This is a genomic window from Campylobacter australis, assembly GCF_050586305.1.
Taxonomy (GTDB): domain Bacteria; phylum Campylobacterota; class Campylobacteria; order Campylobacterales; family Campylobacteraceae; genus Campylobacter_A.
In genome coordinates, this window is record NZ_JAXUAA010000002.1 from 157,083 (window position 1) to 171,097 (window position 14,015).

General features: G+C 37.7%; 15 protein-coding genes. 10 read left to right on the forward strand and 5 right to left on the reverse strand.

Annotation, left to right across the window (positions count from 1 at the left end):
* Window positions 1-77: 77 nt before the first annotated feature.
* The 4 genes from U5B17_RS03695 (at window position 78) to U5B17_RS03710 (ending at window position 4,978) form a co-directional block, all read left to right on the forward strand.
* Window positions 78-2,651 (forward strand): ATP-dependent Clp protease ATP-binding subunit, encoded by a 2,574-nt coding sequence (locus U5B17_RS03695; RefSeq protein WP_430804025.1) that lies wholly within the window; start codon window positions 78-80, stop codon window positions 2,649-2,651.
* A gap of 137 nt (window positions 2,652-2,788) precedes the next feature.
* Window positions 2,789-3,202: a nickel-responsive transcriptional regulator NikR gene (gene nikR / locus U5B17_RS03700; RefSeq protein ID WP_430804026.1), complete on the forward strand. Its 414-nt coding sequence runs from the start codon at window positions 2,789-2,791 to the stop codon at window positions 3,200-3,202.
* A gap of 62 nt (window positions 3,203-3,264) precedes the next feature.
* Window positions 3,265-4,497: a DUF2157 domain-containing protein gene (locus tag U5B17_RS03705; protein WP_430804027.1), complete on the forward strand. Its 1,233-nt coding sequence runs from the start codon at window positions 3,265-3,267 to the stop codon at window positions 4,495-4,497.
* Window positions 4,484-4,978 carry a GDYXXLXY domain-containing protein gene (locus U5B17_RS03710; RefSeq protein ID WP_430804028.1) on the forward strand — a complete coding sequence of 165 codons (495 nt, stop codon included), beginning with the start codon at window positions 4,484-4,486 and terminating at the stop codon, window positions 4,976-4,978. The genes U5B17_RS03705 and U5B17_RS03710 overlap by 14 nt, the downstream gene beginning before the upstream one ends.
* Before the next feature lie 2 nt (window positions 4,979-4,980).
* Here the strand turns inward: U5B17_RS03710 and U5B17_RS03715 are convergent, their stop codons facing one another.
* The 5 genes from U5B17_RS03715 to hemW all read right to left on the reverse strand — a co-directional run bounded on the left by U5B17_RS03715 (window position 4,981) and on the right by hemW (window position 9,138).
* Window positions 4,981-5,790 (reverse strand): hypothetical protein, encoded by an 810-nt coding sequence (locus tag U5B17_RS03715; protein ID WP_430804029.1) that lies wholly within the window; start codon window positions 5,788-5,790, stop codon window positions 4,981-4,983.
* Window positions 5,787-6,809 (reverse strand): tRNA preQ1(34) S-adenosylmethionine ribosyltransferase-isomerase QueA, encoded by a 1,023-nt coding sequence (queA, locus tag U5B17_RS03720; protein WP_430804030.1) that lies wholly within the window; start codon window positions 6,807-6,809, stop codon window positions 5,787-5,789. The genes U5B17_RS03715 and queA overlap by 4 nt, the downstream gene beginning before the upstream one ends.
* Window positions 6,806-7,552, reverse strand: a complete 747-nt coding sequence (tatC, locus tag U5B17_RS03725) for a twin-arginine translocase subunit TatC (RefSeq protein WP_430804031.1) — start codon at window positions 7,550-7,552, stop codon at window positions 6,806-6,808. Before tatC ends, queA begins: the two co-directional genes overlap by 4 nt.
* Entirely contained in the window at window positions 7,552-8,016 is a 465-nt protein-coding gene (gene tatB, locus U5B17_RS03730; protein ID WP_430804032.1) for a Sec-independent protein translocase protein TatB, read from the reverse strand. Before tatB ends, tatC begins: the two co-directional genes overlap by 1 nt.
* A gap of 69 nt (window positions 8,017-8,085) precedes the next feature.
* Window positions 8,086-9,138, reverse strand: a complete 1,053-nt coding sequence (gene hemW / locus U5B17_RS03735; protein WP_430804033.1) for a radical SAM family heme chaperone HemW — start codon at window positions 9,136-9,138, stop codon at window positions 8,086-8,088.
* 95 nt (window positions 9,139-9,233) lie between these two features.
* Here hemW and U5B17_RS03740 point away from each other — a divergent pair, with 95 nt between their 5' ends.
* From U5B17_RS03740 to U5B17_RS03765, 6 genes are all read left to right on the forward strand, one after another.
* A complete protein-coding gene (locus U5B17_RS03740) occupies window positions 9,234-10,928 on the forward strand; it encodes an acetolactate synthase large subunit (RefSeq protein ID WP_430804034.1) in 1,695 nt (564 codons plus the stop codon).
* Window positions 10,925-11,386, forward strand: coding sequence for an acetolactate synthase small subunit (ilvN, locus tag U5B17_RS03745; protein ID WP_430804035.1), 462 nt, complete (start codon window positions 10,925-10,927; stop codon window positions 11,384-11,386). The genes U5B17_RS03740 and ilvN overlap by 4 nt, the downstream gene beginning before the upstream one ends.
* Window position 11,387: 1 nt before the next feature.
* Window positions 11,388-12,338, forward strand: coding sequence for a UDP-3-O-(3-hydroxymyristoyl)glucosamine N-acyltransferase (gene lpxD / locus U5B17_RS03750; RefSeq protein ID WP_430804036.1), 951 nt, complete (start codon window positions 11,388-11,390; stop codon window positions 12,336-12,338).
* Window positions 12,335-12,610: a hypothetical protein gene (locus U5B17_RS03755; protein ID WP_430804037.1), complete on the forward strand. Its 276-nt coding sequence runs from the start codon at window positions 12,335-12,337 to the stop codon at window positions 12,608-12,610. Before lpxD ends, U5B17_RS03755 begins: the two co-directional genes overlap by 4 nt.
* A gap of 59 nt (window positions 12,611-12,669) precedes the next feature.
* The gene (locus U5B17_RS03760; RefSeq protein ID WP_430804038.1) at window positions 12,670-13,317 is read left to right on the forward strand and encodes a thiol:disulfide interchange protein DsbA/DsbL; all 648 of its coding nucleotides are present in this window, start codon (window positions 12,670-12,672) and stop codon (window positions 13,315-13,317) included.
* A 100-nt stretch (window positions 13,318-13,417) separates the two neighbouring features.
* The gene (locus tag U5B17_RS03765) at window positions 13,418-13,984 is read left to right on the forward strand and encodes a YceI family protein (RefSeq protein WP_430804039.1); all 567 of its coding nucleotides are present in this window, start codon (window positions 13,418-13,420) and stop codon (window positions 13,982-13,984) included.
* Window positions 13,985-14,015: the final 31 nt, after the last annotated feature.

A 14,015-nucleotide genomic window follows, 5' to 3' on the forward strand; every position in this document is an offset into this window, starting at 1 on the left:
AGTTTTTTTAATAAACTTGACATTAATAGACTAAAGTTGTATAATATCATCATTATAAAAAATATAAAGGATGAAAAATGGCAAATATACTTCAAAAGCTTACAGCTCAGATGACACAAAGTCTTGAAAATGCGGCTAGTTTAGCACTCCATGCTAAAAATCAAGAGATGATGCCTCTTCATATTTTATGGGGTTTAACAACAGATAGCAACTCTATACTTAATCAGGTTTTTAATAAAAATAATGTCACTAAGGAAGCCTTAGTGCTAGAAATTCAATCAAATATTAAAAATCTACCAACCAGTTCAAATGTTACAAAAGAGAGCTTAAAAATTTCTAAAGATACTATGTTTTCGCTTGAAAATGCACAAGCATTAATGACTAGCCTTGGAGATAGCTTTATAGCTGTTGATACTTGGCTAATCGCAAATTTAAATACTGAGCCCATAAAAGCAATTCTTTCAAAATTTACAGACATTTTAGAAATTAAAAAAACGCTTGAAGCAATGCGTGCAGGGCGTAAGATAGATAGCCAAACAAGTGATGAAACGCTTGATAGCTTAGCTAAATTTGGCATAGATCTAACAGCAAAAGCCACTTCTGGCGAGCTAGATCCAGTGATTGGTCGCGATGATGAGATAACTAGAATGATGCAAATTTTAATAAGAAAAAGCAAAAACAACCCGATCTTACTTGGTGAGCCAGGAGTTGGCAAAACAGCTATCGTTGAAGGTCTAGCGCAAAAAATAATAGCAAAAGATGTGCCAACTAGCCTTGCAAACAAGCGAGTTATCGCTCTTGATATGAGCGCGCTCATAGCTGGAGCAAAGTATCGTGGTGAGTTTGAAGATCGCTTAAAAGCAGTCATAGACGAGGTCAAAAAGGCTGGCAATATCATACTTTTTATCGATGAAATTCACACTATAGTTGGAGCTGGCGCGAGCGAAGGCAGTATGGACGCGGCAAACATCCTAAAGCCAGCACTTGCCCGCGGAGAGCTTCACGCTGTTGGCGCTACGACCCTTAAAGAATACCGCAAATATTTTGAAAAAGACGCAGCTTTACAACGCAGATTTCAGCCTATCGATGTGCGCGAGCCAAGCGTAAATGAGGCATTGCAAATTTTAAGAGGCATAAAAGAGCGCCTTGAAGTCCATCATGGCGTAACTATCACAGATAACGCGCTCGTGGCCTCGGCAAAGCTAAGCGATCGCTACATCTCAAACCGCTTTTTGCCAGATAAGGCTATAGATCTTATAGATGAAGCTGCGGCTGAGCTTAAAATGCAGATAGAAAGCGAGCCGTTTGAGCTTGCAAAAATAAAGCGCGAAATTTCAACTCTTGAGGTCGAAAAAGCGGCTTTAAAGATGGAAGAGAGTGATAAAAACGATCAAAGGCTAGAGCAAATCGAGCAAGAAATAGCAAATTTAAATGAAGAAAAACAAAAGCTTGATGTAAAATTTGAAAACGAAAAAGCTGTCTTTGATGGTATCTCAAATGCCACAAAACAGGTTGATTCGCTAAAAAGTGAAGCTGAGATAGCTCGCAGAAATGGGGACTTTCAAAGAGCTGCTGAGATTGAGTATGGTAAAATTTTAGAAGTTACAAATTCTCAAAACGAACTTCGCCAAAAGTGGGAGGAGATGAAAAAAAATGGTGTCTTGCTTAAAAACCAAGTCGATGATGAGCTTGTGGCTGAAATTTTAAGCAAATGGACAGGAATTTCAGTAAGCAAAATGCTAGCCAGCGAAAGGGAAAAATACCTAAATATCAAGCAGTATCTGCAAAATAGCGTAGTCGGTCAGGACGCCGCACTACACGCTTTATCAAGAGCGATAAAGCGCAATAAGGCAGGGCTAAACGAGGGTGCGCGACCGATCGGCTCATTTTTGTTTTTAGGACCAACTGGCGTTGGCAAAACGCAATCAGCCAAGGCTCTAGCGAAATTTTTATTTGATGATGAGCGCGCACTCATACGCTTTGATATGAGCGAATACATGGAAAAGCATAGCGTTTCACGGCTACTTGGCGCACCTCCAGGATATGTAGGTTTTGAAGATGGTGGACAGCTAACGGAAGCCGTTCGTCGCAGACCTTACAGCGTGATCTTGTTTGACGAGATAGAAAAAGCTCATAAAGATGTTTTTAATATCTTGCTTGGGATTTTGGATGACGGCAGAGCTACTGATAATAAGGGTGTTACGGTTGATTTTAAAAATACCATTATTATTTTGACATCAAATATCGCGTCAAATTTTATTATGGAGCTAAGCGGAGATGAGCGTGAAAATGCCGTTAAAAACGAGCTTAAAAACTACTTTAAACCAGAGTTTTTAAACCGCCTTGATGATACGATTATCTTTAATCCGCTAAGCCAAGACGAGCTTGTAAATATCGTGCATATAATGTTTAACGAGCTTGCAAAACGCCTAGCCGAGCGCGATATAAAGGCTAGTTTAAGCGATGATGCGGCGAAATTTATAGCTAGGGCTGGATTTGACCCAGTGTATGGCGCGCGTCCGCTTCGCCGTGCGCTTTATGAGCTAGTCGAAGACAGGCTGGCTGAGATGATACTGCGCGACGAACTTGAAGCCAAAGATGAAATTTTAGTTAATGCAAATGAGAGTGAGATAGTAATTACTGCTAAATAGTTTTTTTAGGCTACACTATGTAGCCTAAATGCTTTAAAAATAAAAATTTGTTTTAGTTTTTTATTTACTTTATTAATCTTTTTTTTAGTTAAGATATAGTAAATTTTTAAATGACAAAATAACGAAAGGAGTCTTTTGTGGATGATATTATAAGATTTAGTGTATCACTGCCAAAATCGCTCTTGCAAGAACTTGATGCAAAGATCGAACAACAAGGCTATGCATCGCGCAGCGAACTTACCCGTGATCTTATACGAGAGAAGATCATTAAAGATAGCTGGGAGACATCAACTAGTGAACTTATCGGCGTTATGAGTATAATTTACTTACATGAACAAAATGAGATAGTAAATAAAATCCTAAATTTAGAACATCAAACAAAGGTAAAAATTATGTGCATCACTCATGTAAACATTGATCCACAAAACTGCCTTGATACATTTGTGCTTCGTGGAAAATCAAAGGATATAAAGCTATTTTGTGATAAAATTTCAGGAACAAAAGGGGTAAAATTTTCAGAGCTTGTAAAAGCAGCAATTACTACAGCTTAAAATAAAATTTAAGCTAAGCTTGGCTAAACTTATGCGATTTTTACTTTAAACAAGGGTGAAATTTGCATTTTTTTCATAAAAATTTCTTAGCCAAAGAGCTTGTAAAGTGGCAAAATGACGGGCTTGTGGATACAAAAACGGCTACAGCGATAGCTGCAAAGTATGATATAGACATTGCCACAAATGCGAATGAGAGCAACTCTATACTTCGTATCGTCGCTTACTTCTTTTTTGGTTGTTCACTTTTAACACTTGTTGGGGCAAACTGGGAAGATATAGCGCCAGATATTCGGACATTTATACTAATCGCTCTTACGACTGTGTTAAATTTCGCTGGATTTTATAATCTAAAAAACGGCAAAGATGGCTATGGTAGCGCACTCTTAGTCCTTGCTAGCCTTACCTTTGGTATTAGTATAACACTCATTGCGCAAATTTATAATCTTGATAAAAACCTTTCAAATGGCGTTTTACTTTGGGTGGTTGGCACTTTTATAGTTGGACTAGGCTCGCAAAAGTCGCTAGTCATGGGTGTTGGGCTGATTGCTAGTGCGATTTGGATTTTAAGTAGTTTAATGCAAGTCGGAGTTAGTATAAATTTTTATCTTATCTTTTTGCTTGGGGGGATTTGGCTTGCTTTAAAAGATAGCTCAAGACTGCTGGTTTTTGGTATATTTATAAGCCTTAGCTGCTATATCTTTGGTAATTATGAAGCTTTTGAAATTTTTATGTATGCGTCGATATTTTCAACCCTTTCCTATACTCTTTTAATGTTTAGCTTAAGTCATTTTTTAAACAAATTTTCGCAGTACGAAAATGCAAACTATCTTAGCACTATCGCTGGATATAGCTTCTTTGCCTTAATGCTTTTTTATTTTACATTTGCTAGCTTTGCTGAAAGTACTGAGTTTTATTTAAATTTCAATGAAATTTTTAGTCAGTTAAATAATAACTTTGGCAATATATTTGCTATATTTTCTCTAGCTTCACTTGGTGTGGGATTTTATTTTAAGGATAAAATTTTAATAGCTGTAAGCATTTTTGTCATTTTGTTGCCATTTTTACTTGCACATATAAATGCTACGATACTACTTTCAATTTTTATCGTAAGCACTGGAATTTTACTTATTAAAAATGACTTTGTGTTTAAAGGTGTTGGGCTTATTTTTTATGTATCTATCGTCCAGTACATGCGATTAATAGGCGATTACATAGGTACAAGCTTGCTATTTTTAGCCTTTGCCATTAGCATACTGATCATAACGAAAATGAGAAAAAAACATGAAAAAATTTAGTTTTTTAATTTTTTTAGTTCAGCCAATCCTACTTGTTGGGATGTTTTTTTATGCGTATATGCCCATATGGCTTGGCGATGATGTTTTTATAAAGGCGCAAGGGTATGACCCGCGTGATTTTTTCCGCGGAAATTATGTTCATTTAAGTTATGATTTTAATCAAATGGATGTAAATGTCAGTGAAAGTTATAGCAATAAAATATATGAAATTTATGCTATCTTAGAAAAAGATGGAGAGCTTTATAAAACAAGTAAAATAAGCTTAGAAAAACCCAAAGACGGTATATATATAAGTGGTAAATACGACTACTTATCAAGTTTTGGAGTGGAGAAATACTTTCAGCCAAAAAATAAAGCACTTGAACTTGAAGAGCAACTAAGGGATAGTGAGTTTGAAGCTATCGCACATCTTAAAATTTATAAAGGCGACGCGAGACTTATAAATATAGAGCTAGTCAAGATAGAAAAAAGCGATAAGTAAATTTATCTTTTTAAGCTCTTTGTGTAGCAATAATTTAACGCAGCCACTATAGCGTCATATGTATATGGCTCTCTAAGTATGATGGCATGCTCTTTAAATTTTGCTTCAAATTTGCTTTGCTTATGGCAGACAACAACTATACCGTAGCCTTTTAGTTTTTGAATCTCTAAAAGTTCATCCAAATCTTGCTCGGTTTTAAAATAATCCATGCTTACAAAAACAACCGAAGGCATATAGATACTATCTTTTATATGTTTTTTAAATGTCACAAAATCACTTTTTGAGCCGATTTTAACACCAATGACTTTAAGTATATTACGCAAAATTTCAAAGCCAAGATTATCCTCGTACGCCGCAATAGCATAATAAGACTTTATCACATTGCTTTTTAAACTTATATTTTTAGACTTTATCTCACGATCAAGTGTGGCACTGGTGTAAAGTACTATTTGATTATTATTTGTAATTAAAATTTTTGCCTTTGCAGTAGCTGCAAATTTGTTTGCTTTTTGTATTGATAATTCGTCTAGTTTTACATCTTTATCTACACTAAAAAAAACAGAAAAGAATACGGTATCTGCGTTGTAGTTTGTTAGTTTAAAATTTATATTAATATTTGCCTCACTAGTGCCTAACAAGTAAGCTTTAGCTATCCACTCCATAGTTTTTAAGACATTGTTTGAATCAATAGCAAAAACTCGTGGATAACTAGGATCATACTCAAAGATGATTCTATTTTTGCCATCTAAAGCATCATAATAAAGTGTCTCAAGTAAAAAATTTAGCCGCTCAACAAAGTCTATTTGCTTCATATTATAAGCATCCCATCACCATAAGAGTAAAAGCGATATCGCTCTTTTACGGCAGTTTCGTAAATTTGCATAGTCTTTTCAAGTCCGATAAAGCTTGCCACTAGCATTATAAGTGTTGAACGCGGAAGATGAAAATTTGTAAGTAGATAATTTTGGCGGATAGGGCGGTTGTTTGGATTTAAAAACAGCTCGCAAATACCGCTTTTTACACCATTTCTAGCAAAATTTTCAACACATCTTGTACTGGTTGTTCCGACCCCAAGTAGTGCAGTGTCTGAGTTTATCAGATCAACTGCTTCATCGCTAATACTGTAAAACTCGCCGTGCATCACATGCTGTCTTATATCCTCACACTCAACACCCTTAAAAGTGCCTGCGCCCACATGTAGCGTGATGTATGCAGTTTTAAAATTTGCCGAAATTTCACTCATCATCTCATCACTAAAATGAAGGCTTGCCGTTGGGGCAGCAACCGCGCCTGCCTTACTCGCAAATATGCTTTGATACCAGCTCTCATCTTGCTTCTTGTCAGCACGCTTTATATATGGTGGAAGTGGCACATGTCCGATCTTTTCAAGCTCGCAAAATAGAGTGTTTGCGCCAAGCAAGGCATCATTTTTATAAAATTTTACAACTCGCAAACCATCATTAAAAAGCTCTAAAATTTCTGCTTCAATGCAGTTTTGAAACTCCAGCCTTTGACCTACACTAACTTTACCACGGATATAGCAACTAAATTTCCCATCTTCTAGTGGTTGATTTAGCAAAAGCTCTATCGCCCCGCCACTTTGCTTTTTGCCAAATAATCGCGCCTTTATAACCTTTGTATCGTTAAAAATGATCGCTGTTTTTTTAGGGATAACACTAGCCAAATCGCCAAAAGTAAGGTGTAAAATTTTACCGCTAGCACGCTCATAAACAAGCAGTCTTGCATGCTCTTTTGGCATCACAGGAGAGCTTGCTATAAGCTCTTGCGGTAGCTCGTAATCATACGCTGAAAGCGCGTTTATATCGCTCATTGCGCCTCGTCTTGCTCGTTAGTTTCATCATCTGGTTTTTCAGGATTTGTGACGCTTGCTATGTATATAGAAAGTCCATAAAGCAACATCATAGGAACTGCCATTAAAAACTGGCTTAAAACATCTGGTGGCGTTACAATCGCTGAAAATATAAATATGATAACAACTCCGTATCTGAAAAAACCCTTAAGTTGGCTAGCATTTACCATACCAAGTTTTGCCAAGAAAAATGTTATAACTGGCATCTCAAAAGCTATACCAAAAGCTATAAGAAGCTTTGTAAAAAAGCCTACATATTCGCCGATACTAGGAAGCGCCGTAAAAAGCTGACCACCAAAATTTACCAAAAAGTTAAATCCAAGTGGTATCACTACAAAGTAACAAAAACTAGCTCCGCACAAAAACATTATCGTTGCGGCTAGGACAAATGGTATGACATATTTTTTCTCATTTTCGTAAAGTCCCGGCGCGACAAAAAGCCAAAACTGCCAAAAGATGATAGGCAAAGCCACTACAAGTCCAGCAAAAAACGCCACCTTCATCGCAGTAAAAAATGGCTCTTGCACAGATGTAAAGATAATGCTTGAGTTTTCTGGCAAAACAGCCTTTAGTGGCTCAGTCATCCACGCTAATATCGGGTTCCAAAAGCTAAAACAAACAACAAATGCAACGATAACGCTTGCAACGCTTATGCCTAGTCTTTTACGAAGTTCAACTAAATGAGGTTTTAATTCTTCAAACATTATGCCTCTTTTTTCTCAGGAATTTCAGCGTTTTGGGCTGATTTTATCTGGGTTTGCACATCTTGTGCGTCGCCTTTTTTCTCGCTTAAAACTGCATCTTTTGCTGCACCTACTGGATCTTTGACTGCTTCTACGCTTTTTTTAACACTATTTACTGCGTCATTTATGCCACTAGTTGCGTTACTGACACCTTTTTTGATCTCGTCAAGCTCTTCAAATGTAAGCTTTTTTCGCACGCCTTCGGTCGCTTGAGTGATGCTATCTTTGTATTTTTTTGCATCCTCTTTAAGCTCTGCGATCTTTACCTCTTGATCAAATGTCGCCTTGGCATCATTTATACCTTTTTTAAGAGTTTTGAAAAATTTTGCGATACTAACCATAGCATCTGGAAGTTTGTCAGGACCAAGCACCAATACAGCAATAACTGCAATGATAAGTATCTCAGGAAGGCTCATACCAAACATTTTTGTTCCTAAAATTAAATTAAACTAGCCATTTTAACTATATTTAGCTCAAAATTTGATAAATTTCGGCTAGTTTGCGACAAAAAGCGCAAGCTCATCAGCTAGTAAAAAATTTCTCGCATAGTATCTGCCATCTTTAAAATCTAGTTTTTTTGCTTGTTTTAAAATGTTAGCTCTAGCAATCTGCTCCTTGCTAAGCTCACTTGCCGCAACTCCAACAATGCTTCTAAAGCCCAAAAATAGCCGTTCAAGCTTCATCTCATCACTTGATAAATGCTCAAATTTTTTAGCGCACGGATCTTTTAGATACTCATCCAAATTTTCAGGTGAATAAACTCTGTAGTCATCCAAAAATCCGATCGCATACGCTCCAATTCCGATATAATTTTGGGCTTGCCAATAGCCAAGATTATGCCTGCAAACTTGCCCAAAATTTGAAATTTCATACTGCTTTAGGCCGATACTTTCAATCTGATTGATTAGAAATTTAGCTAGTGTTGGACTATCTTTTTTATACTCATTTTTTTTATAAAATGGTGTTTTTGGCTCAAGAGTTAAAGAGTATGCGCTAAGATGTAAAATTTCTAAATTTTTTACATTTTCTATCTCTTCGGTAAGGCGCTTTTTGTTATCTAGTTTTGTACCATAGATTAAATCAATGTTTATGTTGTCAAACCCTGAAATTTTCGCCATTTCAACGGCTTTGTAAATTTGCCTTGCGCTATGTGTGCGACCAAGAAATTTAAGCTTATCTTCAAAAAAGCTTTGTGCGCCAAAGCTTATGCGATTTACGCCAAATTTTCGCATTTTAATTAGCCACTTAAGTGTGGCGGAGTTTGGATTTGCCTCAGATGTGATCTCGGCATCTTTTGCCAAAAACGGTGAAATTTCATCAAAAAGTTTTTCATAGAGTTCTGCATTTACAGCACTTGGAGTTCCACCACCTATAAAAAGTGTTGAAATTTCTTCTTTTTTCATGGCAAATTTTTGCGCCTGATATTTAAAATCAATGATCATCGCATCAAAATAATTTTTAGCCATTTTATCTCGCCCAACAACCGAGCCAAAGGCGCAGTATGGGCATTTACTCTCACAAAACGGCACATGTGCATAAAGTAGCAAAAATATCCTTTATTAATAACTAAAATAGCCATTTTAGCATAACTTTAAAATTTTAAAGATATAATCTAGCTTATAAATTTCAAAAAAGGCACTTTATGAAAGAGTTAAACGGCTCACAAATGATAAGCGAAGCACTCAAAGAAGAGGGTGTAAAAGTTGTATTTGGCTATCCTGGCGGTGCTGCGTTAAACATCTATGATGAAACTTACAAACAAAACTATTTCACGCATGTTCTAACTCGCCACGAACAAGCAGCCGTCCATGCAGCCGATGGCTATGCGCGCGCTAGTGGCGAAGTAGGTGTGGCTTTTGTTACATCAGGACCTGGCTTTACAAACGCTGTTACTGGGCTTGCGACGGCGTATTCAGATAGCATACCGCTTGTGCTTATAAGCGGACAAGTCGCAACATCTTTAATAGGCACAGACGCCTTTCAAGAGATCGATGCAGTAGGAATTTCACGCTCATGTGTGAAGCACAACTACTTGGTCAAAAATATAGAAGAGCTTCCAAGGATACTAAAAGAGGCGTTTTATATCGCTCGTACAGGTCGCCCAGGACCCGTTCATATCGATATTCCAAAAGATATAACCGCTGCGACTGGCAAATTTGAATATCCAAAAGAGATAAGTATAGAAACTTACAAGCCAACCTACAAAGGCAACGCAAGACAGATAAAAAAGGCAGCCGAAACGATCGAAAGCTCACAGCGACCACTACTATACATCGGCGGTGGCGCGATAGCAAGTGGCGCAAGTGAAATTTTGCGCGAATTTGCCAAAAAGAGTGGCATCCCAGCGATCTCAACGCTGATGGGGCTTGGAGTTTTAAGAAGTGATGATGAGCTAAATTTAGGCATGGCGGGCATGCATGGAAGCTACGCAGCAAATATGGCATTAAGCGAGTCTGATCTTCTTATCGCACTTGGAGCGAGATTTGACGATCGCATCACAGGCAAGCTTAGTGAATTTGCCAAACACGCAAAGATAATCCACATCGACATTGACCCAAGCTCAATATCAAAGATCGTAAATGCACACTTTCCGATCGTAGGCGATGTAAAAAATGTAGTGAGCGAACTTAGAGAGAGACTGAGCTATGATCCTGAGAGATTTCGTCCTTGGCGTGAAATTTTAGCTCGCTATAACTCACTTTATCCACTTAAATTTACCGACAGCAACGAGGTTTTAAAACCGCAATGGGTCATTAAAAAAACGGCTGAAATTTTAGGGGATAATGCCATCATCTCAACAGATGTCGGACAGCATCAGATGTGGGTGGCGCAGTTTTATCCATTTAACGAGCCACGCACTCTAGTAAGTAGTGGCGGGCAGGGCACTATGGGATATGGGCTACCCGCAGCCATAGGCGCAAAGTGGGCAAAGAGCGATAAGGTCGTGGTAAATTTCACAGGCGATGGCTCGATACTTATGAATATCCAAGAGCTCATAGTAAGCGCCATAAGTCAAAAACCTGTCATAAATATCATCTTAAACAACAACTTCCTTGGCATGGTGCGCCAGTGGCAGACATTTTTTTACGAGAGTCGCTACTCAAACACAGACCTAAGCTTTCAGCCTGATTTCATCCAGCTGGCTCAAAGTCTTGGTGGAGTGGGCTATAGAGTAAAAACAAAAGAGGAGTTTGAAAAGGCTTTAAAGGATGCCGTAGCAAGTGGCAAGCCAGCCTTGCTAGATGTAGCGATAGACCGCTTTGAAAATGTCCTTCCGATGGTTCCAGCGGGCGCTGCGATATATAATATGATACTTGATGATAAGGGTCAAAGATGAGAAGAGTAATATCTGTAATAGTTTTAAACGAAGACGGTGTTTTGGCTCGCATTTCAGGGCTTTTTGCAGGACGAGGGTATAATATCGACACCCTTACAGTCGCACCCATCCCTGAGAGCAAATTCTCACGCCTTTCTATCGTAACGAGCGGTGATGAGAGGGTTTTAGAGCAGATAGTAAAACAGCTTCACAAGCTTATCCCAACATATAAGGTTATTGAAAGTGGGGACTTTGTCGAAAAAGAGATGGCGCTTGTAAAAATTCCACTCAGTGAAAATTTTTCAGGGCTTGATGCGATACTAAAAGCCTATAACGGCAATGTTGCAAACACAAACGAAAACTACATAATCGTAATGGTTTGCGATGATACAAGCAGGGTTGAAAATTTCTTAAAGGCGATTAAAAAATTTAATCCAGTTGATATAGTCCGTGGTGGCTCAGTTTTAATGGATCTGTAATATGAAAATAAGTGAAATAGCACAAAAAACAGGGGCAAATTTTATAGGTGAGGATATCGAAATTTTCGCATTAAATTCACTTCAAAATGCAAACAAAGCACAGCTTAGCTACTGCGATAGTGAAAAAAATGCTAAATTTATACCAACCTCAAACGCAGGCGCGATACTAGTTACAAAAGATATGGTATCGCTCGTTCCAGATGGGATTACCGCGGTAGTATGTCAAAATCCACATCTCGCATTTGCCATACTTAGCAAAGACTACGCAAAGCCGCTATTTACCGAGCCAAAACCAGCAAGTATAGCACAAAGCGCAAAGATAATGCCAAATGTTTATATCGGCTCAAATGCCAGCATAGGCGAAAATACCATCGTAATGGCGGGAGCCTTTATCGGAGATAATGTCGTTATCGGTAAAAACTGCATCATCCATCCAAATGTGGTCATCTACAACGACTGTGTTATAGGCGATGAGTGTCACTTGCTCGCAAACTGTGTTATCGGCTCCGACGGCTTTGGCTATGCCCACACAGCCACTGGCGAGCACATAAAAATTTATCATAATGGAAATGTTGTTTTAGAGGATTTTGTCGAAATTGGCGCATGCACAACTATAGATCGCGGCGTATTTGAAAGCACTATCGTAGCAAAATTTACCAAGATTGATAATCTCGTTCAGATAGGACACAACTGCCAAATGGGTCAAGGATGCCTTATAGTATCACAAACTGGACTAGCAGGCTCAACAAAGCTTGGACGAAATGTCGTAATGGGCGGTCAAAGTGGCACAGGAGGACATCTAAGTATTGGCGATTTTGCCCAAGTTGCTGCTCGTGGTGGTGTTAGCAAAAGCCTTGAAGGTGGCAAAAAATATGCAGGACACCCAGCAGTAGAGCTTGGTGAGCATTTTAAAACCCAGGCAAAACTTATAAGACTAGCTAAAAAATCATGAAATTTTTAAAAATTTTATCATTTTTGACATTTGTAGGACTTTTGTATGCAGAACCAATTTCTAAAGTGCCAAGCCTAGATGAGAATTTTACATTTGCACAAGGGTGTTTTATTGAGGGCAAATTTGATGAAGCAAAAGTCATTTGGCAACGCAACTGCGATCTTCTAGATCACGGCGCATCTTGTCGGCAGGTAGGCGCAATGTTTTTAGAACAAAATAATAAATGCAAATGGCAAAAAATTTCTTGCAAAAACATGCGAGTTAAAAGATAATACAGGCTGTTTAATGGTTCAAATGTTACAAGATAAAAAATAAATTAAAAGGATAAAAAATGACAAAATTTCTAGCCGTTACAACTCTTTTTGCAGCGCTAAATTTAGGAGCTTATACTGAGGGAGTTGATTATATAAAACTTGAAAAACCACTAAGTGTTGCGAAAGATTCAGTGGTTAAAATTTTTAGTTACGCTTGTCAGTATTGCTACAAATTTGATAAAAGTGTCACGCCAAAGGTTGCAGCTGAGCTTGAAAAGGGTAAGTTCTCTCCATTTCATTTAAGTAGCAAAGGCTCATTTGGCGAAACCGCAAGCCATGTTTTCATCGTCACACTCTTGCAAGATGAAGAGGCTGGAGTAGATATTTTTAGCGATAAGTCAAAATTTAAAAAGGCGAAAATGGCTATCTATAAAGCTACTCACGACAAAGGCGAGAAATTTCAAACAAATGATGGCAAAAGCGACAAAGCGGCATTTTTAAAATTTGCGCTTGATGCAGCTGGCATGAGTCTTGAAGAGTATGAAAATGCACTTAAAAATCCACTTGTAAAAGAGCGATTTGAGCTTTGGCAAGAAAGCTATGAAGTAGCAAAATTACAAGGCGTACCAACATTTGTAGTGGGCGGCAAATACGCCATAGACTCAGCTAAGATCAAGTCTATTAGCGACTTAAACAAGCTTATTAAAGAGCTTCAAAGTAAATAAATTTAGAGCACCTATTTTGGTGCTTGATAAATTTATAATACATTTGCGTTTCATTTTTATTTTACAGATATAATTTTCAAAATCTTAAAAAAGGAAAAAAATGAAAAAACTTACACAAATTTCACTTTCTTTAATATTAGCAGTTACTTTAGCAAATGCCGCTCCTTATGCTATCGACAAAGTTCATACTGATGTTTCATTTAAAGTTACTCACCTTAGCATATCAAAAGTTCGTGGGAATTTTGGTTCATTTGACGCTACTATAGACTTTGATAAAGCAAGCAACGAAGTAAAAGCATTTAACGCCACAATAGATGCAAAATCTATAAATACCCAAAATACAAAACGCGATGATCATCTAAGAAGTGCTGACTTTTTTGAGGCTGATAAATTTGAGAAACTTAGCTTTAAAATGACAAAATATGTCAAAGAAAGCGATAATGAAGGTAAAATTCACGGCGATCTTATGATAAGAGGCACTACAAAACCAGTTGTTTTTGACTTTGAGCTAGGTGGTTTTCACAAAACAGACAAGGGCGAAAAGATAGGCTTTAACTTAGAGGCAGATATAAACAGAAAAGACTTTGGTATTGGCAAAGATAGCTCAAACTTAACTATATCTGACAAAGTTAGCATACAAATCGAAGCCCAAGCAGACTCAAAATAAACTTTGGCAGCCATATGCTGCCAATCACTTC